This window comes from Rathayibacter sp. VKM Ac-2759 (assembly GCF_009834225.1).
Classification (GTDB): domain Bacteria; phylum Actinomycetota; class Actinomycetes; order Actinomycetales; family Microbacteriaceae; genus Rathayibacter.
Window position 1 is genome coordinate 793,775 of record NZ_CP047176.1, and the last position, 24,689, is coordinate 818,463.

Below are 24,689 nucleotides of genomic sequence, written 5' to 3' on the forward strand. Positions count from 1 at the left end.
TGAGCACCAGGTGATCGAGCGGGTGGACCCGTTCCTCGGCACCGAGGCGACCCTCCTGCCCGAGCCGATCGGGCTCGCGGCGACCTGGTGGTCGCCCAAGCCGCAGATCGGCAACACGCATCCGGGCGCGACGTACCCGCTCGGCATGGTCTCGGCGTGCTCCTACTCCGGCGCCTACCCCACCGGCTACGGCCGCTACGACCTGGCGCTCGAGGGAGTGCCGCCGACGGTCCACGACGGGCTCGTCGCCTCCGGGTTCACGCACTTCCAGCAGTCGGGCACCGGCGCGATCCGCAAGTACTACAACTACCTGCGGGTCACGCCGATGCTCGAGCCGCTCGACGAGCTCGGCCGCAGCTGGGAGCTCGAGGACGAGGTCGCCGAGCCGGGCTACTACGCCGCGACGCTCTCCTCCGGCATCCGCGCCGAGCTGACCGTCGGCCCCGCCTCGGTCGTGCACCGCTACACGTTCCCCGAGCACCGCAGCGCCCGCGTGGTCGTCGACCTCTCGCTCGGCGGGCTCGCGATCCCCTCCGGCGCGACGGTCCCCCTCCGCTCGCACCTGCACTCGATCTCGCCCGGCGTCGCCGCGGGCGAGGTCGTGATGGAGGGCGCGCCGCTCGCCGTGCACCTCGAGTGCGACGCGCAGCGCTGGCGGCAGATGCTCTGGTACGACCGCCGGCTGATGCCCGGCGGCACGCGGCTCGACTTCGACCACATCCGCCCCACGACCCTCCGCCCGTTCGGGCTGATGTGGGCGGGCCCCAGCGCGGCCGGCCAGACCGTCGAGCTGCGGATGGGGTTCTCCCTCCGCGGGACCGACCGCGCCCGCGAGAACCTGCACCGCGACGTGCCGCCCGCAGGCACCGGCTTCGACCAGCGCCGCGACCGCACCCGCAAGACGTGGCGCAAGCGCCTCCGCTCGATCGCCGTCGACACTCCCTCGAGCGAGCGCGAGACCGTGTTCGCGACGGCGCTCTACCACTCGCTGATCAAGCCGTGCCTGGCCCCCGATGAGAGCCCGTTCTGGCCGAGCGACGGCCCGTTCGTCTTCGACATCAGCACGATGTGGGACATCTACCGCACCCAGCTCCCGCTGCTCACGGCGCTCGTGCCCGAGCGCGCGGTCGAGATCGGAGCGGCGCTGCTGACCATCTGCGAGGAGGAGGGCAACTTCCCGATCGGCTACCGGATGGCCAAGGGCAGCGATCGCTTCTCGCGCCAGGGCAGCGCGCTCGCGCACACCTTCCTCGCCGATCTCTGCCGCCTCGGCCTCCCCGGCATCGACTGGGAGGCGGCGCTCGTGCACCTCAGCGAGGACCTCAAGCGCACCTACGGCGAGGAGTTCCTCGCCGCGGGCGAGGCGCATCCGATCAGCCACACCCTCGACCTCGCGCACGGCTACTGGTGCACCGCGGTCGTCGCACGCCACGTCGGCGACCGCCTGCTCGCCGAGCAGCTCGAGGAGAAGGCGGCGCAGTGGGTGAACGCCTACGACCTGCGCTCGGGGCTGCTGAAGGACTCGACCTACTACGAGGGCACCCGGTACAACTACTCCTTCCGGCTGCTGCACGACATGGCCGGCCGCATCGCCCTGAGCGGAGGCGACGACGCGTTCGTCGCCCAGCTCGACGAGTTCTTCGGCTACGGCGCCGAGCCGGTCGTGCAGCCGGGCCTGCGCCCGGACCGGGCCGAGATGCTCGCCGGGTCGGCCCTCGGCCGCTTCGAGGGTCTGAACAACGAGCCCGACATGGAGGCGCCCTGGGCGTACCACTACGCGGGCCGCCCCGACCGCACGGCCGAGATCGTGCACGGAGTCGTCCATCAGCGCTTCGGCACCGGCCGCGGCGGGCTGCCGGGCAACGACGACTCCGGGGGTCTCAGCTCCTGGTACGTCTGGGCGAGCCTCGGGCTCTTCCCGGTCGCGGGCCAGGGTCTGCTGCTGGTCAACGCCCCGGCCTTCGCGCGGGCGTCGATCGCGGTCGGCAGCGGCGACTTCGAGATCCGCACCACCGGATTCGTCGAGCCCGTGCCCGGCGGACCCGTGCAGTACGTCCAGTCGGCCGAGCTGAACGGCGAGCCCCTGGAGGCGAGCGTCATCAGCGCCGCCGTGCTGCACCGCGGCGGCGAGCTGACGCTCCACCTCGGGGCGGAGCCCGTCGGCTGGGGGAGCGCCCCCGGCCACCGGCCGCCGTCGTTCCCCTCGCGCTGAGCCTCGCCGTCCTCCGACCGCGATCATCGACCGCACCGACCATCGACCGCACCGACCACCGACCGCACCGACCATCGACCGCACCGACCACCGACCGCCCTGAAGGAGACCCATGGACCAGAGCACGCACGACCACACCGTGCAGAACCGACTCGTCATCGTGGTCCGCGCCGATCCGGTGATCTGCGGGCACTCGGTCGAGGCCCGCAACCTCGCCGAGACGGCGCGCGAGCGCGGCTTCGACGAGGTGCGCATCGTGACCTGGCCGATCGACCGGCTGCAGGCGGCCGGACTCCCCCTCAAGCCGCTCGACGCGGTCCTCCCGTACAGCGACGGCATCATCGTCGAGCGCCCCGAGCCGGTCGGCGACTACAAGGTGCCGGACGGGCGATTCCTCGCCGGCATGGTCGGCCGCCTGGTCGAGCTGTTCACCGACGGCGTCCCCACGGTCTGCCTCTCGCTCTACCTCAGCCCGCACACGATCGCGGTGTCGGATGCGCTGCGCGCCGCCTGGAGCACGGGCCTGCCGGTCGACGTCACCACGGTCGCCGAGGCGGTCGGCTCCGACGTCACCAACGTCGTCCGCCGCGCGGTGGAGGAGGGTCGTCTCGGCGCCGCCGCGCACATCTTCGCGTCGTACCTCTCGCAGGACCACTGCGTCGCCGTCTCGGAGTACACCCGCGATCTGATCGTGGAGGAGGCGGAGCGGATCGACGCCGCGCACGGCACGCGCTTCGCCGAGCAGTGCCGCGCCCGCATCGAGATCTCGTACCCGGCGATCGACTCCGACGCCTACACGCACCTCGACCCCGCCGTGATCGACGAGGTCGTCCGCGCCCGCGGCCTCTGCACCGACGGCTACGTCCTCTTCCTCTCGCGCCTCACCGAGGCGAAGGGCGTCGAGGATCTCATCCAGGGCTTCGAGCGGAGCGGCGTGCACGCCGACCACGAGCTCGTCATCGCGGGGCGCGGACCCCAGGAGGCGGAGCTGCGCCGGATCGCGGCCGCGTCGCCGCTCGCGCACCGCATCCGGTTCCTCGACGACGTCGGCGACGCCGAGAAGCCGTACCTGATGGCCGGCTGCTCCGCGTTCGTCCTCCCGAGCAAGCCGCGACCCGAGTTCGTCGAGACCTTCGGCATCGCCCTCGCCGAGAAGATGCTCGCGGGAGGCGGTCCCGTCATCACCACGCTGACCGGAGGGATCGGGGAGGCGGTCGGCGAGCACGCGTTCATCACGCCCGTCGACGATCCCGGCACGATCGCCGCGCTGCTCGACCACGTGATCCTCGACCTCTCGGCCGAGGAGCGCGCGCACCGAGCGCTCGCGGCGCGCGACTACGCGCTGCAGTTCGATCGCCGCACCGTCTTCGACCGTCTCTTCGCGCGCGTCCCGCGTCCGGTGCGCGCGGAGCACGCGCTCTAGACGGAGTCGTCAGGCGAGCGGCGCGTCCGGCACCGCCTGGGCCAGCAGCCACAGGCGGTGCCGGACGAAGCGGAGGGTGAAGCTGCGGCGCTCGCCTCCGCCGACCCGCTCCGCGAGGACGCGGATGCCGAGGACCGCGACGACCCGCCAGTGCTCGAAGCCGTCGGAGACGACGGCGGTGAAGACGTCGCCGGGGCGGACGTCGTGCTCGGCCTCGCTGCCGGCCGCCTCGCGGGGCTCGGGGTCGGTCTGCGGTTCGCTGGACATCTCGATGGTCATCGCGCCGACTCCTGACGGTGGCGGACCTCGCGGTGGTGCTCCGGGTGGGGGTCGTGCCCGACCGCCGGATGCGCGAGGGGGGAGGTCGGCATCCGGCGGTCGGTCATGGGTGCGACTCGAGGGGGACGAGCCCGCCGAAACGTCCCTGCGTCGCCCTCGAAGTGTAGGGCTGCCGGATCGGGGCTGGCGCAAAATGTCAAGCTCTTGCGAGCGGTCTCTCATGTGTCCGGTTGCCGTGAATCCACCCGCCGGACGCAGAGAAGCCCGTCTCCGGTGGGAGACGGGCTTCGGGAGGGGCCGGCTGCTCGATCGGGAGCCGCCCGGCTCCGGAGTGTCAGGCGGCGTCGGCCCGTCGCATCGGCACGGCGGAGGCGCTCGCCGGCTCCGCGACGATCCGCAGGCCCGCGCCGCTGTTCGCGCGCTCCATGAGCGCCTCGACCCACTCGGGGTTGATCGTGGGCTGGCGGCTGCCCTTGAACTCGAACTGGATCGGGATGGTCGGGTGCATCCACACGCCGCGGCGGCCGGTACCGGCGTGGGGGCTCGCGTCGAGGGTGAGCAGGAAGCGCTCGTCGCGGCGGAACTTGTTGATGATGACGATCTGGAGGTGGGCGAGCGCCCGGTCCTCGACCTCGATGGCGGCGGGAGGCGTTCCGTACAGGATGTTGCCCATGGTCTTCTCCGATCAGACGAGTGGGTGGTGCGGGACCACCTTATCGCTAGACAGACTTTCTACTAGTCAAGCTAGCTAGCTCGGATCGGGGATTGACGACGAGGTCGTCGCGCCGCTAGCGCGCAGGAGTGCGCACCCCGGCCGGAACGTCGGTGCCGAAGCGGTTCAGGCGCGGCGGCGCTGGAACTCGAGGTCGATGAGGTCGAGCTCGGAGTCGTCCACGACGCTCTCCGACGAGTCGACTCCGGCGGCCTGCGCCGGCTTCTCGACGATCTCGCGCATCGTCTCGAGGAAGCGGATCACGGTCGCGGCCTCGGCGCCGGTGAGCTGCTCGGCCGCATCGAGCATCCGGCGGTGCATCTCGTCCAGCGTCTCGCGCACCTCGCGGTGCGAGGTCGGCGTCGCGACGATCCGGATCGCGCGGCGGTCGCTCGGGTGCGGCTGGCGCTCGACGTGACCGCTCTTGACCAGGCGGTCGATCAGGACCGTGGTGGAGGCGGAGGAGATGCCGAGGTACGCGGCGAGGTCCTTCGGGCTGACGTGCTGCCCCGACTGCTGCCGGCGCATCAGGAACTGGACGGCGAGCAGGTCGTTCTCGCCCATGCCCATCGATCCGCGGGTGCGGCGGCGCATCGCGGACTCGGCCGTGCGGAAAGCGCGCATCGCGGCCAGGACCTCGACGGCACCGGGCTCGCGAGACGCCCCGGGGTACCAGAAGGACCCGGATCGATTCGTCGCGGCCTCGTCCATGCGGATCAGTCTAGACAGACACGTAGCAAGAACGTCTAGTTATGTATAACCCCACCTCGATGCTTGCCTCGGGGCTGTCGACAGGGTACAAAGCAATTAGCTAGTTAGACAAGCTAGCGATTCGCTCCCTGTCGAGAAGAGGTCCGACATGCTCGCCGCCGCAGACGTCGTCGACCACCTGCTCGGTGCGACCCTCGCCGACCGCTACCTCCTGCTCGAGCGCATCGGGGAGGGCGGCAGTGCCGTCGTCTACCGCGCCCGCGACCTCCGGCTCGCCCGCCCCGTGGCCGTCAAGGTCCACCGCACTCCTGCCGAGACCCCGAACGAGCGCGCCCGCCGCGAGCGCGAGACGCGCCTCCTGGTCGACTCCCGCCACCCCTCGATCGTCGGCGTGCTCGACCAGGGTGAGGTGGGGGAGTCCTCGTTCCTCGTCCTCGAGTACTTCGCCGCCGCCGATCCGGCCGCCGCGTGGTTCACCTCGGCCGACGAGCGGGCCGTCGCCGAGGTCGGCGCCCAGATCGCCGACGCGCTGGCGCACCTGCACCTGCGGGGAGTGGTGCACCGCGATGTGAAGCCTGAGAACGTGCTCGTCCGCTCCCGCCCCGTCTCCCTCGGCACCGTGCTGCACGAGGCGAAGCTCAGCGACTTCGGCATCGCGCGCTCGCTCGACGATGCGCGGTTGACCCGCTCCGACATCCTCGTGGGCACGGCGGCCTACCTCAGCCCCGAGAGCCTCGGCTCCGGAGAGGTCGGGCCGGCGTCCGACGTCTACTCCCTCGGTCTCGTGCTCCTCGAGGCGCTCTCGGGGGTCCGCGCCTACAGCGGTACGACGCTCGAGATCTCGCTGCAGCGGATGCACCACGCGCCCGTGATGCCGGCGTCGGTCCCGCAGCGCTGGCGGTCGCTCCTCGCGGCGATGACCGCTCTGGATCCGGCCGAGCGCCCCTCCGCCCACGAGGTGGCCCGCCGACTGTGGGCCGAGGTGCACGGCGTTCCCGCCCTCCAGGCGGAGCCGGCGCGGATGCGGCTGCACGGCGCTCTCGCGACGACCGCGGCGCTGGCCGTCGGGGCGCTGTCGGCGCTCGCCCTGGTGGGCTGGCCGGCCTGAGCCGCTCTCGCTGTCCCTCCGCTCGCGGCGGCGCCTCGCAGGAGTCGTCGAGGCGGGCTCGGTACTCTCACGGGCGTCCCTCGACCGACCCCGACGGTCCGCTCGCACCGGGCCTCGAACGGAGCCGATCCCATGAGCCCGCGCCGACTCTTCCGCATCCTGTCGATCGTCGAGGCGGTGACCTGGACGCTCCTGATCGCGGGCATGCTGCTCAAGTACGTCGCGCGGGTCGGCGACTGGCCGGTGAGCGTCGCGGGGCCGGTCCACGGATTCGCGTTCCTGGCGTACGGAGCCGCCGCCCTCGTGCTCGCCGTGAATCAGCGCTGGTCGGTCGGCGCGACGCTCCTCGCGGTGGCCAGTGCCGTCGTCCCGTACGCGACGGTCCCGCTCGAGCGCGGCTTCGAGCGCCGCGGACTGCTCGAGGGCCCGTGGCGGCGCGAGGCGGGATCCGATCCGCGCGATCGGGGTCTCCTGAGCAGGCTGCTGCGCTGGGCCCTCGGCCGGCCCGTCCTCGCGGGCGCTCTCGTGCTCGCCGCGGTGGCCGTGGTGTTCGCCGCGCTGCTGGTCGTCGGCCCGCCCGGGGGCGGCGAGGCCTGAGCTACAGCGCCCGTACGCGGTTGTTGCGGGCGGCGTGCTCGAGCTCGACGAGCCCGAGATGCTCGAGGAGCGGAGGCAGGTAGACGCCGAAGCGCCCGCGGTAGCCGCGGCGCAGGCCGTACCAGCCGCCGACCGGATTCGCCTCGTCGCGTCCGAACGCCTCGACGCTCCCGGCGGGTGCCTGCTTGCTCTCGTCCGCGCCGCCGAGCGGGATCCAGTCGCCCTGCTCGAGCAGCCACGCGTGCAGATCGGTCACCGCGCGCAGCTGATAGGTCAGCGTCGTCGAGCCGACCGTGCAGACCAGTGTCTCGCCGTCGCGATGCATCGTGTACGCGGAGGTGCCGGGTGCGGTGGTGAGCGCGATCGGGGCCTCGGCGCCGCCGATGATCGCCGTGATGTCGGACATGCCCGTGAGCGTACGCACATGCGCCGTCGCGTGGCGGGGGCGGCCGTACCCGGTCAGAAGGGCGGCGGTGCTTCGTCGAATCGCGGGCGGGACGGTGGCAGGGGTGGGCCTCCGGGAAGAACGGGTGGCCGGGTGGTGATGCGGCGACCTGTGGGGGTGGTCCAGTCGGTGGTGCCGTCGGGGTGGAGGCGGTAGGTCCAGCGGTCGCCGTGGCGGACGTGGTGGTGGGCGGTGCAGAGGCTCAGGAGGTTCGCGAGGGCGGTGTCGCCGCCGTTGCGCCATTCGATCGTGTGGTCGGCCTCGCTGGTGGAGGCCGGGCGGGTGCAGCCGGGGAAGCGGCAGGTCTGGTCGCGCAGCTGGAGGTGCAGGCGCATGCGGTGCGGTGGGACGCGGTGGGTGCGGCCGACGGAGGTGATCGTTCCGGTGTCCGGGTCGGTGAGGATCCGGGTGAAGGAGGCGCCGACGCCGACGAGTTCGCGGGCGGTGTCGGCGGGGATGAGTCCGTATCCGTCGAGCTGCGCGGGGGCGTCGTCGGCTCCGGAGGCGGTGCTCGCGGCGAGCGTGAGGCGCACCTCGGCGCGCACTCCGGGGATGAACGTGGGCGGGGCTGTCGGGCCGTCGTCGGCGGGGGTGGTGCCGGCGATGTCGCCGTCGCAGAGCAGGTCCGCGAACGCGTCGGCTCGCAGCTGGGCGAGCGTGCGCTCGTCGCCGGAGTGTTCGTTGCCGTTGCTGTCGCTGTCGCCGTCGCGGAGGGTGCGGGCAATGCGGTCGATGCGGTTGTACGCGCCCATCGCCACAGGTGCGGGCAGCAGCGCGCACAGCGTCGCCATGCCGTCGATCTCCGGCGAGACCCACACGCCCCGGTCTCGCCGGGCACGCACGTGCCGCACGGCGAGGGGCTCGTCGTGCAGTTCGTCCCTCATCCGGGCGACGGCCCGGCGCAGCTGGGTGAGGTTCTTCGTCAGCGCCACGTCCACGGCGCGCTCGTCCAGCGCTCCTCGGGCCGTGACGGGCAGGGTGGCGGCGGCGTCGCAGATCGCCTCGATCGCCTCCCACAGCAGTCGACCCTCCGAGAGGGCAGCGCGGGTGAGGGGCAGGTCCTCGAACAGCAGCTGCGCCAGCTCGAGGTTGCGTGTCACCATCCGCTCGGTCATGCCCTGCCGGGTCGCGAGGTCGGCGCGGATGGACCGCTCCACGAGGTCGTGCGACTCGCTCCGCGACAGCCGGCCGCCACGGGCGAACGCCTCCGGGATCTCCCACGCCACCCGACGCGCGAGGTGCAGGGCCGTGGCGCGGGTGAACTGCAGCTGCGCCGCGGAGAACCCGGCCCGCGCGGCGAGCTCGGCCAGCTCGTCGACCGCGCCGAGCCGCGCCGCGACTGCCGCTGAGGTCTCACCCGTTCCATCCATACGAGTATTGAATCAGCGACCACCGACACTGCCGTGTCACCGCCTCCTGCCCGCCGATCGAGTAGCTCGCGGAGCGGGCGGGCGGGAGGCTCGCTGACGGGAGGCTCGACGGTCTCACCTCCTGCGCCGCCTCCTGCCTGCTGATCGAGTAGCCCGCGGAGCGGGCGTATCGAGATCCCGCGTCGCCGGACCTGCTGACGCCGGTGGGTCTCGATACGCCCCGTCGGGGCTACTCGACCAGCGGGCGGGCGGGCGGGCGGGCGGGCGTGAGGCTCGCTGACGGCGGGCTCGACGGTGTCACCACCTCCTGCACCGCCTCCCGCCTGCTGATCGAGTAGCCCGCGGAGCGGGCGTATCGAGATCCCGCGTCGCCGGACCTGCTGACGCCGGTGGGTCTCGATACGCCCCTGCGGGGCTACTCGACCAGCGGGCGGACGGGCGGGAGGCTCGCTGACGGCGGGCTCGACGGTGTCACCACCTCCTGCGCCGCCTCCTGCCTGCTGATCGAGTAGCCCGCGGAGCGGGCGTATCGAGATCGACCGTCGTCAGGACGCGAGGCCTCCACCTCCGGAAGCCCTCCCGCGCTACCTCGTCTCGACGTCGATCAGCACCTCGGCCGCGCGGCGGGCGTGCAGCGCCGACTCGGGGGTGCCGGCGATCGCGGCGGTGGTCTGCGCGCCCTCGGCGAGGATCGCGAGCTGGGCGGCGAGCTCGGCGCCTCCGCCCGCCTCCTCGGCGAGGGTGGCGAGGAACTGCTGGAACGACTCCTTGTGCTCGCGGGCGAGCCGGGCGACGGCGGGGTTCGAGGAGCCGAGCTCGCCGAAGGCGTTGATGAAGCCGCAGCCGCGGAAGGAGTCCTCCGAGAACCAGTCGAAGAGGAAGTCGTAGATGGCGAGGAGCTTCTCGCGGGCGCCCGTGGCCGAGTCGACGCGGGCGACGACGCCCTCGGTCCAGTGCTCGTGGCGGCCGTGCAGCACTGCGACGACCACCGCCTCCTTGCTCGGGAACTCGGTGTAGAGGCGCTTGAGCGAGACGCCGGCGGCGCTGCGCAGCTCGTCCATCCCGACCGACTGGATGCCGCGCTCGTAGTAGAGCCGATCGGCGGCGGCGAGGATCGCCTCGCGGGGCGAGCTCTCGAGGGTGGAGGACATGCCCCCATGGTAGGCGCTCCGGGAACGGGCGTTCTCGGCGAGTGGCGGGCGGCCCGACTCGATGTCGGAGGCCGCTGCTAGCGTCGGCGGCACCAGCGGAGAGGCGGAGCAGATGGTCCTGGCGATGCAGGCGGACGATTTCGGAGGGCCCTCGGCGCTCCATCCGGTCGAGGTCGATCCCGGCGAGCCGGGCCCGGGCAGGGTGCGGCTGCGGGTGCGCGCGGCGGGCGTGAATCCGTCCGACGCGAAGCTGCTCTCCGGAGTCTTCGGTCGAGGACGCACGCCGGTGCGGCCCGGCAGCGAGGTCTCGGGCGTGGTCACGGCCGTGGGCGCCGACGCGATCGGTCCGCTCGGGCCGCTCGCCGTCGGCGACGAGGTCGTCGGCTTCCGGGTCTCGGGCGGCTTCGCCGAGGAGGTCGTGGTGCCCGCGACCTCTGTGCTGCCCAAGCCGGCGGGGCTCGGCTGGGAGGCGGCGGCGGGGCTCCTGCTCACCGGCACGACGGCCGTGCACCTGCTCGAGGCGACCCGCGTCGCCGCGGGCGACACGGTGCTCGTGCACGGGGCGAGCGGATCCGTCGGGTCGCTCGTGGTGCAGCTGGCCCGAGCTCGCGGGGCGCGCGTGATCGGCACGGCGAGCGAGCGCGGCGCGGCGGTCGTGCAGCGCTTCGGCGGTGAGCCGGTCGGCTACGGGGAGGGCCTCGAGGAGCGCGTCCGAGACCTCGCTCCCGGCGGCATCGACGTCGCCCTCGACACGGTCGGCACCGAGGAGGCGCTCGACGCGTCGGTCGCGCTCGTCGCCGACCGCTCGCGCATCGCCACGATCGCCGGCTTCGAGCACGCCGCGCGCCTCGGCGGCATCCTCCTGCTCGGCGGCGGCGACGGAGCCGATCCCGGCACCGCGATCCGCCAGGCCGCGCGGGCACCGCTGCTCGAGAGCGCCGGCCGCGGCGAGCTCGTCGTCGCCCTCGGCCGCTCCTTCCCCCTGAGCGAGGCGGCGGAGGCCCTCGCACTCGTCGCCTCCGGACGAGCCGGCGGCAAGGTGGTGCTTCTCCCCTGATCACCCCTGCGCAGACCGTCCTCGACCTGGAGGCGAACGGCCCGTTCGACCGCGCGGGCGCCGCGAACCTCCTCCGCGCGCACTCGCTGCCGGGCGTCGACCGGGTCGCGAGCGACGGCGGCCGGCTCGAGCGCCTCCTCACCGTCGACGGCGCCCCGCACCCGATCGCGCTCGAGCTCACCGAGACGGGCGTCCGCCTCGAGACCGCCGCGGCGGTCGCACCGGCGGCGGCCCGGCTGGTGCGCGACTGGTTCGATCTCGACTCCGACCTCGCCGCGATCGGACGCGTGCTCTCCCGCGACCCGGTCCTGGCCCCGGTGATCGCCGCCCGGCCGGGACTGCGCGCGACGCAGTACCCCGAGGCGTTCGAGGCCGCGGTGATGGCCGTGCTCGGCCAGCAGGTCTCCGTCGCGGCCGCCCGCACCTTCGGCGCTCGCGCGGCGGCTGCGTTCGGGTCCGCGGGCGTCGACGGGCTCGGCACGTTCCCGGGTCCGGAGGCGCTCCTCGCGCCCGATCCGGAAGTGCTGCGCTCGGCGATCGGGATCACGAACGCGCGGGCGAGGACCGTCCGCGCCGTCGCCACGGCGTTCGCCGGCGGCCTCGTGCTCGAGCGCGGCGGCGACCTCGCCGAGCAGCGCCGCCTCCTGCTCGCGATCCCCGGGATCGGGCCGTGGACCGCCGACTACCTGCGGCTGCGGCTCCTGGGCGATCCCGACGCGTTCCCGGCCGGCGATCTCGTGCTGCGCCGAGCGCTCGGCGGCGTCACGACCGCGGGCGCCGAGACGGCGTCGCAGGCGTGGCGGCCGCACCGGGCGCACGCCGCCTTCTGGCTGTGGGCGTCGACCGGGGCGGTCTAGGGCGTGTAGAACAAGAGATCGCCGTCGCGAGCCCTAGCTCAGGTACTCGACGTCGTCGTACAGCAGCGTCGCGTCCTCGACCTCGGGATCCTCGACCGGGATCTCCTCGTGCTCGAGGATCACCGCGACACCGGGCGACACCAGGACGCAGATCTCGTGATCGCCGGCGACCGGGAAGGTCACCAGATCGCCGTGCGCGCGCACCGCCTCGACCAGCTGCTTCTCGAGCACCTCGGTGTCGAAGTCGATCGGGAGCAGGAACCGGCGGCCGTCGATGCTGATCGTCGTGCGCTTCACGGTCGGCTGCGGCTCGGGCGTCTCGCCGCGTCCTCCGCGCCCCGGGGTGACCGCCTTGACGCGCAGAGAGGACGCGTGCATGCGGATGACGGCGTTCACCGCTCGCTCGGACGGGACTCGTGATGGCGGCGACCGCTCGTGCGGCGGTCCTCCTTCATCTCGGACTCGAAGAGGTGGCGGCGCCCCTCGGCGAGGGCGTCGCGGGCGGCCTGCTCGTGCACGCTGAAGGCGCGGTAGTAGTTGTCGTCGTAGTCCTCAACGATCTGGAACGTCCAGCGCCCCTCGATGACGTTGCGGCCGACGAGGTCGGTCTCGAGAGAGTCGGCGATCGCGTCGTGGCCCGCGGCGCGGAGGGCGTCGACCGCCTCGCCGAGGGCGAGGTCCGCGGCACCGGTCAGCCGGTGGAAGCCGTACAGGAGCCCGCGGGCGTGCTCGACGGTCTCGAGCGCCTCCGACAGCTTGCCCAGTGCCGCCACCGTGGCGCTGTCGAGACCGTCCGGACGCAGGTGCGCGGAATCGGGTCTGTCCGGTGAGCGAGTCATCTCCGTGAGCTTAGGCCGACCTCATTTCTCTGTGACCCCCTTGCGCCGGGGGCCCGAAGGGGTCGTCTGTCGCGCGAGAAGACCCTCAGGTGCCGATCGCCCGGCGCGCTGGCAGGCGGACGAGCCGCACGTCGCCGAGCGCTCCCGCGTCGGCCGTCGCGGTCAGATAGGTGCAGGCGGGCTGGCGCCGGCGGTCGGTCGGCGAGCCCGGGTTCAGCAGTCGCATGCCGCGGGGCGACACCGAGTCCCACGGGATGTGGCTGTGGCCGAAGACCAGGAGATCCGTGTCGGGGTGCGCCGCATCGGCCCGCGCCTCGCGGCCCGCGGCGGCGCCCGTCTCGTGCACGACGCCGACGCGGAGCCCGCCGACGACCGCGTGCGCCACCTCCGGCAGCCGCGCGCGGAGCCCCGCGGGATCGTTGTTGCCCCACACCGCCAGGAGGCGCCGCGAGCGCGCCTCGAGAGCGTCGAGGGTCGCCTCGTCGACCCAGTCGCCCGCGTGCACGACGAGATCCGCCTCGTCGACGGCATGCCAGACCTCCTCCGGGAGCGCCTTCGCCCGCTTGGGGAGGTGCGTGTCGGCGAGCAGGAGCAGTCGCACCGGCCCCGCGAGCTCGAGCATCAGTGCGCGGGGCCGGGGGTCGGCTCCACGCCGCCGTCGGCTCCGGGCTCCTCCGCGGTCGCCGAGCCGCGGAGGCGCTCGTCGAGCGCGTCGAGAGCGGGCGCGAACCAGAGGTGGTCGCCCCGGTTCGACTCGACGACGAAGTCGTACAGCGCGCTCGAGGCCGACACCTGCTCGCTGATGTCGCCGAGGATCACGAGGCGCTTGCGGTAGTTCACGAGCTTCTGCACGAACTCGCCGGCGATGCCGGAGCGGAGCCGGAAGAACTCGGGATCGAGTCGGCCGACCGGCACGACGATCGTCTCGACGTCGCCGCCATAGGTCTCGGCCACGAGCGCGAGCGCGTCCTCGGAGGTGGACAGCGCGGCGCCCTCGTCGTCGACGAGGAGGAGGGGGACGCCCTGGCGGGTCTCGGTTCGCATCCCCTCAGCCAACCACGTCGCTCCGGCTCGCGCTCGGTCGGTCAGCGGCCCGCGCGGAACGAGCGCAGGCGGAGGCTGTTCAGCACGACGAACACGCTCGAGAACGCCATCGCGGCACCGGCGACCAGCGGGCCGAGCAGTCCGGCCATCGCCAGGGGGATCGCGGCGACGTTGTAGGCGAAGGCCCAGAAGAGGTTGCCGCGGATGACGCCCAGCGTCCGGCGGCCGAGCCGCAGTGCGTCGGGCACGCGGGAGAGCTCGTCGCCCACGAGGGTGATGTCGCTCGCCTCGATCGCCGCGTCCGAGCCGGCGCCCATCGCGATCCCGACGTCGGCCGCGGCGAGGGCCGCCGCGTCGTTGACGCCGTCGCCGACGAGGGCGACGCTGCGCCCCTCGGCCCGCAGCCGCTCGATCACGGCGAGCTTGCCCTCGGGCAGGACCTCGGCGATCACCTCGTCGATGCCGACCATCGCCGCGACCGAGGCGGCGGCACGGGCGTTGTCGCCGGTCAGGACGAGCACGCGCAGGCCGCGCTCCCGCAGCGACGCCACCGCACGGGCGGCGTCGGCGCGAGGCTGGTCGCGGAGCACGACGATGCCGCGCAGCTCGCCCTCCCAGCCGACTCCGACGACGGTGCCGCCCGACCCGGCCGCGCGCGCCGCCTCCTCCGCCAGGGCGTCGGAGGAGTAGCCCCACTGCTCCTCGAGCCAGCCCGGCCGGCCGGCGACGACCAGCCGCTCGCCGACCCGGGCGCGCACGCCGAAGCCGGCGCTCGAGCGGAAGCCGGTCGCCTCCGGGATGTCGAGCCCCCTGGCCTCCGCGCCCCGCACGATCGCGGCGGCGAGCGGATGCTCCGACCCGCGCTCGACAGCGGCGAGCATCCGCAGCGCCTCGTCGTCGGCGGTCGAGACCAGCTCGAAGTCGCCCGTGGTGAGGGTGCCCGTCTTGTCGAAGACGACGGTGTCGATGCGGCGGCTGCTCTCGAGGACCTCGGGCCCCCGGATCAGGATGCCCAGCTGCGAGCCCCGTCCCGTGCCGACCAGCACCGCCGTCGGAGTCGCGAGGCCGAGCGCGCACGGGCACGCCACCACCAGCACGGCCACGGCGGGGGAGACGGCCGCCGCGAGATCGGCGCCCGAGAGGAGCCAGCCCACGAGCGTCGCGAGCGCGAGCACCACCACGACGGGGACGAAGACGGACGAGACGCGGTCGGCGAGGCGCTGCACGCGGGCCTTGCCGGCCTGGGCCTCGGAGACGAGGCGGCCCATCCGGGCGAGCGTGGTCTCGGATCCGACGCGGTCGACGCGCACGGTGAGGACGCCGTGGGCGTTGAGCACGCCGCCGGTGACGGAGGAGCCGGGCCCCACCTCGACCGGCACGCTCTCGCCCGTGAGCAGGCTCGCGTCGACCGCGCTCGACCCGTCGATCACGGTGCCGTCGGCCGCGACGATCTCACCGGGCCGCACCAGGAGGCGGTCGCCGACAGCGAGGTCGGCGGCGGGCACGCGCTCCTCGACGCCGTCGGCCGTGAGACGCGCCGCGTCCTTCGCGCCGAGGCGGAGGAGCGCCCGCAGCGCCGCGCCCGCGTCGCGCTTGGACCGGGCCTCGAGGTAGCGGCCGGCCAGCACGAGCACCGGAACCGCCGCCGCGACCTCGAGGTAGATCTCGTCGTGACCCGAGCGAGAGCCCAGCAGCTCGAACGGCATGCTCATGCCCGGCCGGCCCGCGTCGCCGAGGAAGAGGGCGTACACCGACCAGAGGAACGCGGCGCTGACGCCGAGGCTGATCAGGGTGTCCATCGTGGTCGAGCCGTGCCGGGCGGCCCGCCAGGCGTTCCGGTGGAACGGCCAGGCGCCCCAGACCGCGACCGGCGCGGCGAGGGTGAGGACGAGCCACTGCCAGTTCTCGAACTGCAGCGGAGGGATCATCGAGAGCAGCACGACCGGGGCGGCGAGCAGGGCCGAGATCAGGAGCCGGGTGCGGAGGGCACCGCGCTCGCGGTCCTCCGGCTGGTCCTCACCGGCGGGAGCCGTCGCACCGGACCCGGCCGCTCCGGGCACCGTCGCTCCGGGCTCCGTCGCTCCGGGCACCGTCGCCGTGTAGCCCGCGGCCTCGACCGCGGCGATGGCGTCGGCCGCGGTCGTGCCCTCGGGCAGGGTGAGCGTCGCGCGCTCGAGGGCCAGGTTGACGCTGGACGTCACTCCGGGGAGCGCGTCGAGCCTCCGCTCGACCCGCGCCACGCAGGAGGCGCAGGTCATGCCGCCGATCTCGAGCTCGAGCGTCGTGCCCGCCATCAGGCCAGGGGCGCGAGCCGGTAGCCGGCGTCGGCGATCGCGCCGGCGATCTCCTCGCGGCCCAGCGGGCGGGCGGAGCCGACGGTGACGCGCGAGACGCCGTCGGGCGCGAGCGAGATGTCGACGCTCTCGACCTCGGGGTAGGCGGCGAGCTCCTCCGTGACGCTCCGGACGCAGTGCTCGCAGGTCATGCCCGCGACGCCGAAGCTGACGGAGGAGGCGCTCGCGGCGGTGGCCGCCCCGTGGGAGGCGCCGTGGCCGCCGCACGCGCAGTCGCCGCCCGAGCCGCAGCCGCCGGCGGAGTCCTTGGCGGTGAGTCCGAGATCGAGGCGAGCGATGCTCATGTGCTTCTCCTTGCGTGCGTTCCGGTGGGGCTGATACCCCCGGGGGGTACTCCCATCCTAGGTCGGAGCGGCTCTCCCGGCAAGGCGGGAGGCGGAGGGACGAGAATCGGAGGCGATCGTGCGATCGACAGGAGGACAGGTCATGACACAGGCCTCGCCGCCGCCGCCGTGGGGTGCGCCGACGGCGCCCACCGGTCCGCGGGTCCCGCTCCCGCCCCGCGCGCGGTTCGAGCCGACCGCGCTCCTGACCTCGCCGGTGACCGCCCGGCGGCTGCGCACGGCGGTCGGCGCGCAGCTGCGCCAGGCCGCTCCCGAGCGGCAGCGCCGTCTCACCGAGCTCGCCGAGATCGGCGAGGGAGTCGTGGTGCTGCGCGCCCGCGAGTTCGACCGCGCCCTCGACCGCCTCGCCTCGCCCGCCGCCTCCGCCACGAGCCGGGGAGCCGTGGTCGTCACCCTCGGCGAGGGCGGGCCGGCGCTCGCCGCCGAGCGCGCCGACTCCCTCCCGATCGCGCTCTGGAGCGACGTCTCCGCCGTCGAGGTCGGCACCGTCGCCCACGGGCCGCACCGCGTCCGGGCCGCCGTGCTCTCGGTGCTCGTCCCGCACGCGGCTCCCGCCGAGGGCTTCCGCGGGCTGGCGCGCGCCTCGCTCGCTGCGCGCCGCCGCCGCACCGTGCTCGTGCCGCTCGTCATCGCCTCCCCGGGACCGCTCGGCTGGAACGTCGCCGACGACCGTGCCTTCCTGTTCGCGCTCGACCGGCTGAGAACCGCGCTCGAGGGAGCCGCGCAGTGAGGGCGCGGCTGCCCTTCGTGCTCGCCGCACTCGGTGCCCTGGGGCTCGGGCTCGCCCTGCGCTTCCTGCTGACCGGCCTGCTCGCCGACATCGCCGGCAGCGTCCTCTACGTCGTGCTCGTCGCGGTGCTGGTCTGCGTCGTGCTGCCGCGGGCACCGGCCGTCACCGCCGCAGGCATCGCGCTGGCGTGGTCGATCGCGATGGAGCAGCTGCAGGCGATCGGGGCCGCGGCGCGCCTCGTCGAGCTGTGGCCGCCGCTGCGCCTGGTCGTCGGCAGCACCTTCTCGTGGCTCGACATCGCGGCCTACGTGCTCGGCGCGGTCGTGGCGGCGGCGGTGCTCATCGCCGTGGCGCCGCGCGGCGAGGCGGCGGAGCCTCCGGTCGCCGGGCGCTAGGAGCACCGGAACGCCCGCGTCGCGCCCGTAGTGTGGCTCCATGGACGAGGCACCCGGTTCGAAGACCCGCGCCGACGCGGCAGGCGGCGACACCGGAGGCGTGCCGACGCTGCGCCGCGAGGCCCTCCGCCGCCCGCGCGACCGACGGCGCGACCGCCGCGTCCCCGAGCCCGTCGACCGCTTCTCGACCGGCGAGGAGTTCCCCGAGTACCGGGTCGACCTCGAGCGCATCCGCTTCTCGCCGTACTTCGCCCGGCTCTCGGCCGTCACGCAGGTCATCTCGCCGAGCGGCGTCGGCCAGGTCGTCCACAACCGCCTCACCCACTCGATCAAGGTCACCGCGGTCGCCCGCGCGATCGCGATGCAGCTCACCACCACCGACCGCGCTCAGCGCGAGCTCGTCGAGCGGCTCGGGGGCTGCGACCCGGTGGTCGTGCAGGCCGCGGCCAGCGCGCACGATCTGGGGCACCCGCCGTTCGGCCACCTCGGCGAACAGGCGCTCGACCGCCTCGCCCGCGAGAAGCTCGGGCTCGAGGAGGGCTTCGAGGGCAACGCGCAGTCGTTCCGCATCCTCTCGGAACTCGACGTCTGCGAGACGGTGGAGGCGGGCCTCAACCTCACCGCCGCGTCCCGTGCCGCGGTGCTCAAGTACCCGTGGGGCCGCGTCGTCTGCCGCCCGGGCATCGACTCCACCGACCCGACCGAGCTGCCCCGCGGCTCGACCGCCAGCCGCTGGGAGACCGCGCCGCCGAAGTTCTCGGCCTACACCCTCGACCTCGACGACCTGCTCGACGCCCGCGCCGGCTTCGAGGCGATCGCGCCGTGGCAGCAGACGCTCGAGTGCTCGGTGATGGACGTCGCCGACGACATCGCCTACTCGCTGCACGACCTCGACGACTTCTACCGGGCGGGGGTGCTCCAGCAGGCGGCCGTCGCGGTCGAGTTCCGGGCCTTCCTCCGCGAGCAGAACGCACTCGCGGCACTCGACGGCGGCGAGCTGTGGGCCAGGGCGCCGGGGCACTCCCTCGAGATGCTGCGGCGGAGGCTGGTGGCCCGCGACCCGTGGATCGCCGGCGACGAGCTGTTCCGCGCCTCCGTCGAGCGCGTGTCGACCGAGCTCGTCGAGGGGCTGCTCGCCGTGCCGTTCGACGGTTCGACCCGCACGGAGCGGGCGATCGAGTCGTTCGTCTCGTCGTGGATCGGGCGGCTCCAGCGCTCGGTGCTGGTCCTCGCCGACCCGAACGTGCGCTCCGGGCACGTGTCGCTCCTCCCGGACGCGTGGCACGACGTCGCGGTGCTGAAGTTCGTGCACACGCGCTTCGTGATCGACCGCCCCGACTTCGCGACCTACCAGCGCGGGCAGTCGCAGGTGCTCGAGACCCTCGTCACGCACCTCGACGACTGGCTCGCCGACCCGCGCGACAACGCCCGCGCGCCGCAGAAGCTGCTCGATCTGATCGAGCTCGCGACCGACGGCTACTTCCGCCTCCGCGCCGACCGGCCGGAGTGGCTGCCCGCGGGGGAGCGCGGCCGTCCGCGCGCCGACCCGCAGTCACTCGAGCGCCTCGGCCGCGCCCGCGGGATCGTCGACTACGTCGCCACCCTCACCGACGAGCAGGCGATGGCGCTCGCCGCGCGCCTCCGCGGCGACCGCGAGCCCTGGGCGATGGGGACCTGACGGCTCCGGGTCAGCGCGGCAGGTGCTCCTCGACCAGCGCCGCGAACTCCGGAGTCGCCGGCGACTCGCGGGGGCGCACCCGCGCCACGACCCGCCCGTCGCGCACCAGGAACTTCTCGAAGTTCCACTGCACGTCCCCGGCCTCGCCCGCCGCATCGGCGGCCTCGGTCAGCACGGAGTAGAGGGGGTGGCGCCCGGCACCGTTCACCTCGGTCTTCGCCAGCACCGGGAAGTCGACGCCGTACGTGGCCGAGCAGAACGCCTGGATCTCCTCGTTCGTCCCCGGCTCCTGCCCCTTGAACTGGTTGCAGGGGAAGCCCACGATCGAGAGCCCCTCGTAGCGCGTCGAGAGCTCCTGCAGCTCGCCGTACTGGGGGGTCAGTCCGCAGCGGCTCGCGACGTTCACGATCAGGAGGAGGTCGTCGCGGTACTCGCTCAGGGTCGTCAGGGTTCCGTCCGCCGTCTCGACGGGCACGTCGTAGATGTCCACCGTCCGAGCCTAGGCGTCGGGCAGGGGGTGGTTGACAGGGCGGGAGGCGTGTGGCCGCGGCTGAGCGGCCCCGCGAACTCGGGGGCCGGGGGGTCGACGGAGGCGTCCTGCCCGCATCCAGCATCCGTTCAGGGAGCATTGGGTGAACGACAGCGTAAAATCACCGGGGCACTTGCCAGGATCGACAACTCGACAGGGAGTTCCGTTGGACGGAAACGCAACGACCACGCACCGCAACGTCGCACTGCTGTCCGTCGCGACCACGATGGCCCCGCGCGTGACCACGTCGGACGAGATCGATGCGCGTCTCGCGCCCGCGCTCAAGCGCCTGCGCCTGCCCACCGGGCTCCTCCAGCGCGTCGCCGGAGTGTACGAGCGGCGCAACTGGGACTCCGAGCAGGACTTCGACGGCGCCGCGATCGAGGCGGGCAAGCGCGCCCTCGCCGAGGCCGGCATCCGCCCCGACCAGATCGGGCTGATCATCAACACCTCGGTCACCCGCAAGCACCTCGAGCCGTCCGTCGCCGTCCGCCTGCACCACGGCCTCGGCCTGCCCTCCTCGGCCATCAACTTCGACATCGCGAACGCGTGCCTCGGCTTCGTCAACGGCATGACGCTCGCCGCCCAGCTGATCGACGCCGGCCAGATCCAGTACGCGATGATCATCGACGGCGAGGACGCCGACGAGATCCAGGTCAACACGATCGAGCGCCTGAGCCGCGAGGGCATGAGTCGCACGAACTTCATGAGCGAGTTCGCCAGCCTGACCCTCGGCTCCGGTGCGGCCGCGGCGATCCTCGGCCCGGCGGACGCGCACCCGCAGGGGCACCGTCTCCTGGGCGGCATCACCCGCGCGGCCACGCAGTTCAACGAGCTCTGCGTCGGCAGCGTCGACGGCATGTTCACCGACGCGAAGGCGCTGCTCAAGGGCGGCATGGAGCTCGTCGTCTCCGCCTGGAAGGAGGCGAAGCGCGACTGGAACTGGAGCAAGATGGACCGCTACATCACGCACCAGGTCTCCTCCGTGCACACGAACGGCCTCGTCAAGGCGGTCGGCCTCGACAAGACCCGCGTCCCCACGACCTTCGGCACCCTCGGCAACGTCGGGCCCGCATCCATCCCGATCACGCTCGCGCAGGAGGCGGCGACCCTCAAGCAGGGCGACCGCGTGCTGCTGATGGGCGTCGGATCCGGCATCAACACCGCGATGCTCGAGATCGCCTGGTGAGCACCGGCGCGCACCCGGCGTCGAGGATCCGCGCCGCACTCGGCTCGAGCTCCCCGGCCCAGGTGCCGCCCGCCGGGCTCGACGGGCTCGACCCCGCGTGGTCGCGTCTCGTGGACGCGCCCGACGCCCACGGCACGAGCCGGCGCTGGCACCTGCTCGACACGGGCGAGGCGCTCGGCATCGAGCCCGTCGGCACGATCCTCTGCGTGCACGGCAACCCCACCTGGTCCTACCTCTGGCGCGATCTCGCCCGCGCGTCGCTCGACGCCGCCCGCCGCGGCGAGCAGGCCTGGCGCGTCGTCGCGGTCGACCAGCTCGAGATGGGCTTCTCGGAGCGCACCGGAGCGCTGCACACGCTCGCCGACCGCGTCCGCGAGCTCTCGAACCTCACCGAGGTCCTCGGGCTCACCGACGTCGTCACCCTCGGCCACGACTGGGGCGGAGTCGTCTCGCTCGGCTGGGCCGTCGACCACCCCGCCGAGCTGCGCGGCGCCGCGGTCCTCAACACCGCCGTGCACCAGAGCGCCGACGCGCCGATCCCCGCGCCGCTCCGGCTCGCCCTCGCCTCCGGGGTGCTCGGCGCCTCGACCGTCGGCACCCCGGCCTTCCTCGAGACCACGCTCGCGCTCGGGCACCCCGCGCTGCCGGCCGCGGTGAAGGACGGCTACCGCGCCCCCTACCTCGGCGCCTCCCGGCGCGGCGGGATCGGCGGCTTCGTCGCCGACATCCCCGTCGACTCCGCGCACCCGAGCCACCACGAGCTCGTCCGCATCGCCGAGGGCGTGCGCGAGCTGGTCGTCCCCGCGCTGATGCTGTGGGGCCCGCTCGACCCGATCTTCTCGGACCGCTACCTCGACGACCTCGCCGACCGCCTCCCGCACGCGCAGATCCACCGCTTCGAGGGCACCGGCCACCTGCTGGCCGAGGACGTCGACTACGCCTCCGCCGTGCTCACCTGGCTCGGCGACGCGACCTCCGAGCGCGGCGCGGCCCCCGACGTCCGCCGGCCGACCGTGCCGGTCGAGTCGCTGTGGCGGCACCTCGACGCCAACTCCGACGACGACGGCGTCGCCCTGGTCGAGATGGCGCCCCCCGGAGGCGGCGGGCCGCGGACCGTGTCGTGGCGCCTGCTCTCGCGGCGGGTCCGCGAGCTCGCCGCCGGCCTGCGCGCCTCGGGCGTGCAGCGCGGCGACCGCGTCTCGCTGCTCGTGCCGCCCGGAGCCGACCTCACCGCACTGCTCTACGCGTGCCTGCGCATCGGCGCGGTCGTGGTCGTGGCCGACGCGGGCCTGGGACTGCGCGGACTCACCCGCGCGGTCCGCGGCACGTGGCCCGACCTCGTCGTCGGCGCGCTGCCGGGGCTGACCGTCGCCCGAGCCCTCGGCTGGCCCGGCGGCCGCATCTCGACGCAGACCCTGCCGCGCGCCTCCGCCAGAGCTCTCGGGGTCGACACCTCGCTCGGCCAGCTGATCGAGCTGGGCCGCGCCGAGCTCGCCGCGAACGCCTGGGCTCTGGGCGAGCCGCCCGCCCCCGACGCCGTCGCCGCGATCCTCTTCACCTCGGGCTCGACCGGCCCCGCCAAGGGAGTCGTCTACACGCACCGCCAGCTCGCCGGCGTCCGCGACACCCTGGCTCGCCAGTACGGGGTCGGCGAGGGGACGGGCCTCGTCGCCGGCTTCGCGCCGTTCGCGCTGCTCGGGCCCGCCCTCGGAGCGCGCTCCGTGACTCCCGACATGGACGTCACCGCCCCCCGCACACTGACCGCGAAGGCCGTGGCCGCGGCGGCGGCGCAGGTGGAGGCGACCGTCCTCTTCCTCTCGCCCGCGGCACTCGCGAACGTGGTCGCCACCTCCGACGCCCTCGACGCCGACGACCACCGCGCGCTCGCCGGCGTCCGAACCTTCCTCTCGGCCGGCGCTCCCGTCCCCGAGGCGCTGCTCGCCGAGGCCCAGGCGCTGATGCCGCACTCGTCGGCCCACACGCCGTACGGCATGACCGAGGCGCTGCTCCTGACCGACGCGTCGCTCGAGGACATCCGCGAGGCGGCGCTCGACGACGACCCGCGCGGAGGCGTCTGCGTCGGCACCCCCGCGGCCGGCGTCCGCCTGCGCCTCGCGCCGCTCGACGCCGACGGGATCCCCGCCGTGCAGCCGGTCGAGGTCGTCGGGGTCACGGGCGAGATCGTGGTCTCGGCCGGCCACGTCGAGGACCACTACGAGCGGCTCTGGCTCACCGACCGCGCCGCCCGCGTCGGCGCGGTGCCGGGGGAGCGCTGGCACCGCACGGGCGACGTCGGGCGGCTCGACTCCGAGGGCCGGCTGTGGGTCGAGGGGCGGCTGCCGCACGTGATCGTGACTCCGGAGGGGGTCGTCACGCCCGTCGGCCCGGAGCAGCGGATCGAGGCGCGGGTCGCGAGCGTCGCTCGAGCGGCGATCGTCGGCGTCGGACCCCGCGGAGTGTCGCAGCTCGTCGCGGTCGTCGAGACCCGTCGCGCCGTCCACCGCACCGCGCTCGCCCCCGCCGGTCTCGCCGCCGAGATCCGCGCCGCGGTCGGAGCCCCGGTCGCCGCGGTCCTCGTCGTGCCGGCGCTGCCGACCGACATCCGGCACAACTCCAAGATCGACCGCGCAGCGCTCTCCCGCTGGGCCGAGGGGATCCTCGCGGGCGAACGGATGGTCGCGCCGTGAAGGTCCTGGTCACCGGTGCGAGCGGCCTGCTCGGCGGTGCGGTCGCCGCCGGTCTCGTCGCCGAGGGCCACGAGGTCCGCACCTTCCAGCGGCGCGCCTCGGGAGTGTCCGGCGCGACCGATGCCCGCGGCTCGCTGACCGACCCGCGCGCGGTGGAGGAGGCGGTCGCCGGCTCCGACGCCGTGGTCCACCTCGCCGCCAAGGTCTCGCTCGCGGGCGACCCCGGCGACTTCGACCGCGTGAACGTCGACGGCACCCGACGGCTGCTGGCGGCCGCGTCGCGCGCCGGCGTCACGCGCTTCGTGCAGGTCTCGTCGCCGTCGGTCGCGCACGCCGGATCCTCCCTCGCCGGCGCGGACGCCGAGCCGGCCGATCCTGATCGCGCCCGCGGCGACTACGCGAGGACGAAGGCGCGGGCCGAGCTGCTCGCGCTCGCCGCCGACGCCCCCGGTTTCGCAGTGACCGCGGTGCGCCCGCACCTGGTCTGGGGCCCCGGAGACACGCAGCTCATCGCACGGATCGTCGAGCGGGCCCGCGCAGGCCGCCTCCCGCTGCTCGGCGACGGGCAGGCGCTGATCGACTCGACCTACCTCGACAACGCGGCGTCGGCGATCGTCGCCGCACTCGGCCGGGCCGAGGACGTGCACGGGCGGGCCTACGTCGTGACGAACGGCGAGCCGCGGCCGGTGGCCGAGCTGCTCGCCGGGATCTGCCGCGCCGCGGGAGTGGAGCCGCCGCGCTGGTCGGTGCCCGCCTCCGTCGCCCGCGCCGCCGGCTCGGTCGTCGAGCGCGTCTGGGCCGTGCGCCCGGGCGAGGACGAGCCGCCGATGACGCGGTTCCTCGCCGAGCAGCTCTCGACCGCGCACTGGTTCGATCAGCGCCGCACCCGCGCCGACCTGCAGTGGAGCCCCTCGGTCACGCTCGACGAGGGCCTGGCGCGCCTCGCCGCCTCGTACCGCGGCTGACCGAAGCGCAACA

General features: G+C 74.0%; 25 protein-coding genes. 12 read left to right on the forward strand and 13 right to left on the reverse strand.

The features are described 5' to 3' along the window. Positions 1-10 precede the first annotated feature (10 nt). Both GSU68_RS03630 and GSU68_RS03635 read left to right on the forward strand, forming a co-directional pair. On the forward strand, positions 11-2,212 hold the full coding sequence (locus GSU68_RS03630; RefSeq protein ID WP_159905744.1) for a glycoside hydrolase domain-containing protein: 2,202 nt from the start codon (positions 11-13) through the stop codon (positions 2,210-2,212). 112 nt (positions 2,213-2,324) lie between these two features. Continuing rightward, the gene (locus tag GSU68_RS03635) at positions 2,325-3,635 is read left to right on the forward strand and encodes a glycosyltransferase family 4 protein (protein ID WP_159905745.1); all 1,311 of its coding nucleotides are present in this window, start codon (positions 2,325-2,327) and stop codon (positions 3,633-3,635) included. A gap of 9 nt (positions 3,636-3,644) precedes the next feature. Here the strand turns inward: GSU68_RS03635 and GSU68_RS03640 are convergent, their stop codons facing one another. The 3 genes from GSU68_RS03640 to GSU68_RS03650 form a co-directional block, all read right to left on the reverse strand. Continuing rightward, a complete protein-coding gene (locus GSU68_RS03640; RefSeq protein WP_159905746.1) occupies positions 3,645-3,914 on the reverse strand; it encodes a hypothetical protein in 270 nt (89 codons plus the stop codon). A gap of 334 nt (positions 3,915-4,248) precedes the next feature. Next, positions 4,249-4,587, reverse strand: coding sequence for an ATP-dependent DNA ligase (locus GSU68_RS03645; protein ID WP_159905747.1), 339 nt, complete (start codon positions 4,585-4,587; stop codon positions 4,249-4,251). A gap of 165 nt (positions 4,588-4,752) precedes the next feature. Then, positions 4,753-5,337, reverse strand: a complete 585-nt coding sequence (locus GSU68_RS03650) for a MarR family transcriptional regulator (RefSeq protein ID WP_159905748.1) — start codon at positions 5,335-5,337, stop codon at positions 4,753-4,755. 148 nt (positions 5,338-5,485) lie between these two features. On the opposite strand from GSU68_RS03650, the gene GSU68_RS03655 reads away from it, so the two are divergent. Together GSU68_RS03655 and GSU68_RS03660 are read left to right on the forward strand one after the other, a co-directional pair. After that, positions 5,486-6,445, forward strand: a complete 960-nt coding sequence (locus GSU68_RS03655) for a serine/threonine-protein kinase (RefSeq protein ID WP_159905749.1) — start codon at positions 5,486-5,488, stop codon at positions 6,443-6,445. A gap of 132 nt (positions 6,446-6,577) precedes the next feature. Next, positions 6,578-7,042 carry a DUF3817 domain-containing protein gene (locus GSU68_RS03660; RefSeq protein WP_159905750.1) on the forward strand — a complete coding sequence of 155 codons (465 nt, stop codon included), beginning with the start codon at positions 6,578-6,580 and terminating at the stop codon, positions 7,040-7,042. Position 7,043: 1 nt separating this feature from the next. Here GSU68_RS03660 and GSU68_RS03665 read toward each other — a convergent pair whose 3' ends face one another. The 3 genes from GSU68_RS03665 to GSU68_RS03675 all read right to left on the reverse strand — a co-directional run bounded on the left by GSU68_RS03665 (position 7,044) and on the right by GSU68_RS03675 (position 10,008). After that, on the reverse strand, positions 7,044-7,448 hold the full coding sequence (locus GSU68_RS03665; RefSeq protein ID WP_159905751.1) for a DUF6855 family protein: 405 nt from the start codon (positions 7,446-7,448) through the stop codon (positions 7,044-7,046). A gap of 53 nt (positions 7,449-7,501) precedes the next feature. Then, positions 7,502-8,857, reverse strand: coding sequence for an HNH endonuclease signature motif containing protein (locus GSU68_RS03670; RefSeq protein WP_159905752.1), 1,356 nt, complete (start codon positions 8,855-8,857; stop codon positions 7,502-7,504). Between the two features lie 584 nt (positions 8,858-9,441). Beyond that, positions 9,442-10,008: a TetR/AcrR family transcriptional regulator gene (locus GSU68_RS03675; protein ID WP_159905753.1), complete on the reverse strand. Its 567-nt coding sequence runs from the start codon at positions 10,006-10,008 to the stop codon at positions 9,442-9,444. Positions 10,009-10,132: 124 nt separating this feature from the next. On the opposite strand from GSU68_RS03675, the gene GSU68_RS03680 reads away from it, so the two are divergent. Both GSU68_RS03680 and GSU68_RS03685 read left to right on the forward strand, forming a co-directional pair. Further along, positions 10,133-11,065, forward strand: coding sequence for an NADP-dependent oxidoreductase (locus GSU68_RS03680; RefSeq protein WP_159905754.1), 933 nt, complete (start codon positions 10,133-10,135; stop codon positions 11,063-11,065). A 26-nt stretch (positions 11,066-11,091) separates the two neighbouring features. Continuing rightward, positions 11,092-11,922, forward strand: a complete 831-nt coding sequence (locus tag GSU68_RS03685; RefSeq protein ID WP_244259450.1) for an AlkA N-terminal domain-containing protein — start codon at positions 11,092-11,094, stop codon at positions 11,920-11,922. A gap of 33 nt (positions 11,923-11,955) precedes the next feature. Here the strand turns inward: GSU68_RS03685 and GSU68_RS03690 are convergent, their stop codons facing one another. The 6 genes from GSU68_RS03690 to GSU68_RS03715 form a co-directional block, all read right to left on the reverse strand. Then, on the reverse strand, positions 11,956-12,318 hold the full coding sequence (locus GSU68_RS03690; protein ID WP_159905756.1) for a hypothetical protein: 363 nt from the start codon (positions 12,316-12,318) through the stop codon (positions 11,956-11,958). Continuing rightward, positions 12,315-12,761, reverse strand: a complete 447-nt coding sequence (locus GSU68_RS03695; protein ID WP_159905757.1) for a hypothetical protein — start codon at positions 12,759-12,761, stop codon at positions 12,315-12,317. Before GSU68_RS03695 ends, GSU68_RS03690 begins: the two co-directional genes overlap by 4 nt. Positions 12,762-12,846: 85 nt before the next feature. Further along, on the reverse strand, positions 12,847-13,383 hold the full coding sequence (locus GSU68_RS03700; RefSeq protein ID WP_208544643.1) for a YfcE family phosphodiesterase: 537 nt from the start codon (positions 13,381-13,383) through the stop codon (positions 12,847-12,849). Next, the gene (locus tag GSU68_RS03705) at positions 13,383-13,805 is read right to left on the reverse strand and encodes a DUF4180 domain-containing protein (protein WP_159905758.1); all 423 of its coding nucleotides are present in this window, start codon (positions 13,803-13,805) and stop codon (positions 13,383-13,385) included. Before GSU68_RS03705 ends, GSU68_RS03700 begins: the two co-directional genes overlap by 1 nt. Before the next feature lie 41 nt (positions 13,806-13,846). Beyond that, positions 13,847-16,099 (reverse strand): heavy metal translocating P-type ATPase, encoded by a 2,253-nt coding sequence (locus GSU68_RS03710; protein WP_159905759.1) that lies wholly within the window; start codon positions 16,097-16,099, stop codon positions 13,847-13,849. Then, a complete protein-coding gene (locus GSU68_RS03715; protein ID WP_159905760.1) occupies positions 16,099-16,443 on the reverse strand; it encodes a heavy-metal-associated domain-containing protein in 345 nt (114 codons plus the stop codon). The genes GSU68_RS03710 and GSU68_RS03715 overlap by 1 nt, the downstream gene beginning before the upstream one ends. Positions 16,444-16,585: 142 nt before the next feature. On the opposite strand from GSU68_RS03715, the gene GSU68_RS03720 reads away from it, so the two are divergent. From GSU68_RS03720 to dgt, 3 genes are read left to right on the forward strand one after another with little or no spacing between them, the layout of a single operon-like run. Continuing rightward, a complete protein-coding gene (locus GSU68_RS03720; RefSeq protein WP_159905761.1) occupies positions 16,586-17,233 on the forward strand; it encodes a hypothetical protein in 648 nt (215 codons plus the stop codon). Next, positions 17,230-17,628 (forward strand): DUF2809 domain-containing protein, encoded by a 399-nt coding sequence (locus tag GSU68_RS03725; protein ID WP_159905762.1) that lies wholly within the window; start codon positions 17,230-17,232, stop codon positions 17,626-17,628. Before GSU68_RS03720 ends, GSU68_RS03725 begins: the two co-directional genes overlap by 4 nt. A gap of 40 nt (positions 17,629-17,668) precedes the next feature. Continuing rightward, on the forward strand, positions 17,669-19,306 hold the full coding sequence (dgt, locus tag GSU68_RS03730; RefSeq protein ID WP_159905763.1) for a dGTP triphosphohydrolase: 1,638 nt from the start codon (positions 17,669-17,671) through the stop codon (positions 19,304-19,306). A gap of 10 nt (positions 19,307-19,316) precedes the next feature. Here dgt and GSU68_RS03735 read toward each other — a convergent pair whose 3' ends face one another. After that, positions 19,317-19,796 carry a glutathione peroxidase gene (locus tag GSU68_RS03735; protein ID WP_159905764.1) on the reverse strand — a complete coding sequence of 160 codons (480 nt, stop codon included), beginning with the start codon at positions 19,794-19,796 and terminating at the stop codon, positions 19,317-19,319. Positions 19,797-20,001: 205 nt separating this feature from the next. Between GSU68_RS03735 and GSU68_RS03740 the strand changes: the two genes are divergently transcribed. The 3 genes from GSU68_RS03740 to GSU68_RS03750 are packed head-to-tail and all read left to right on the forward strand — an operon-like array spanning position 20,002 to position 24,676. Continuing rightward, positions 20,002-21,024: a 3-oxoacyl-ACP synthase III gene (locus tag GSU68_RS03740; protein WP_159905765.1), complete on the forward strand. Its 1,023-nt coding sequence runs from the start codon at positions 20,002-20,004 to the stop codon at positions 21,022-21,024. Further along, a complete protein-coding gene (locus GSU68_RS03745; RefSeq protein ID WP_244259378.1) occupies positions 21,021-23,711 on the forward strand; it encodes an alpha/beta fold hydrolase in 2,691 nt (896 codons plus the stop codon). Before GSU68_RS03740 ends, GSU68_RS03745 begins: the two co-directional genes overlap by 4 nt. Beyond that, positions 23,708-24,676, forward strand: a complete 969-nt coding sequence (locus GSU68_RS03750) for an NAD-dependent epimerase/dehydratase family protein (RefSeq protein ID WP_159905766.1) — start codon at positions 23,708-23,710, stop codon at positions 24,674-24,676. Before GSU68_RS03745 ends, GSU68_RS03750 begins: the two co-directional genes overlap by 4 nt. The last annotated feature ends 13 nt before the right edge of the window (positions 24,677-24,689 follow it).

What these genes read in the sequence shown, in the direction of transcription:
- GSU68_RS03720 (WP_159905761.1), top strand. Translation starts at nt 16,586, where the DNA reads ATGACACAGGCCTCGCCGCCGCCGCCGTGGGGTGCGCCGACGGCGCCC.
- GSU68_RS03710 (WP_159905759.1), bottom strand. Translation starts at nt 16,099, where the DNA reads ATGGCGGGCACGACGCTCGAGCTCGAGATCGGCGGCATGACCTGCGCC.
- GSU68_RS03675 (WP_159905753.1), bottom strand. Translation starts at nt 10,008, where the DNA reads ATGTCCTCCACCCTCGAGAGCTCGCCCCGCGAGGCGATCCTCGCCGCC.
- GSU68_RS03670 (WP_159905752.1), bottom strand. Translation starts at nt 8,857, where the DNA reads ATGGATGGAACGGGTGAGACCTCAGCGGCAGTCGCGGCGCGGCTCGGC.
- GSU68_RS03695 (WP_159905757.1), bottom strand. Translation starts at nt 12,761, where the DNA reads ATGACTCGCTCACCGGACAGACCCGATTCCGCGCACCTGCGTCCGGAC.
- GSU68_RS03715 (WP_159905760.1), bottom strand. Translation starts at nt 16,443, where the DNA reads ATGAGCATCGCTCGCCTCGATCTCGGACTCACCGCCAAGGACTCCGCC.
- GSU68_RS03665 (WP_159905751.1), bottom strand. Translation starts at nt 7,448, where the DNA reads ATGTCCGACATCACGGCGATCATCGGCGGCGCCGAGGCCCCGATCGCG.
- GSU68_RS03655 (WP_159905749.1), top strand. Translation starts at nt 5,486, where the DNA reads ATGCTCGCCGCCGCAGACGTCGTCGACCACCTGCTCGGTGCGACCCTC.
- GSU68_RS03700 (WP_208544643.1), bottom strand. Translation starts at nt 13,383, where the DNA reads ATGCTCGAGCTCGCGGGGCCGGTGCGACTGCTCCTGCTCGCCGACACG.
- GSU68_RS03635 (WP_159905745.1), top strand. Translation starts at nt 2,325, where the DNA reads ATGGACCAGAGCACGCACGACCACACCGTGCAGAACCGACTCGTCATC.
- GSU68_RS03680 (WP_159905754.1), top strand. Translation starts at nt 10,133, where the DNA reads ATGCAGGCGGACGATTTCGGAGGGCCCTCGGCGCTCCATCCGGTCGAG.
- GSU68_RS03645 (WP_159905747.1), bottom strand. Translation starts at nt 4,587, where the DNA reads ATGGGCAACATCCTGTACGGAACGCCTCCCGCCGCCATCGAGGTCGAG.
- dgt (WP_159905763.1), top strand. Translation starts at nt 17,669, where the DNA reads ATGGACGAGGCACCCGGTTCGAAGACCCGCGCCGACGCGGCAGGCGGC.
- GSU68_RS03660 (WP_159905750.1), top strand. Translation starts at nt 6,578, where the DNA reads ATGAGCCCGCGCCGACTCTTCCGCATCCTGTCGATCGTCGAGGCGGTG.
- GSU68_RS03705 (WP_159905758.1), bottom strand. Translation starts at nt 13,805, where the DNA reads ATGCGAACCGAGACCCGCCAGGGCGTCCCCCTCCTCCTCGTCGACGAC.
- GSU68_RS03640 (WP_159905746.1), bottom strand. Translation starts at nt 3,914, where the DNA reads ATGACCATCGAGATGTCCAGCGAACCGCAGACCGACCCCGAGCCCCGC.
- GSU68_RS03650 (WP_159905748.1), bottom strand. Translation starts at nt 5,337, where the DNA reads ATGGACGAGGCCGCGACGAATCGATCCGGGTCCTTCTGGTACCCCGGG.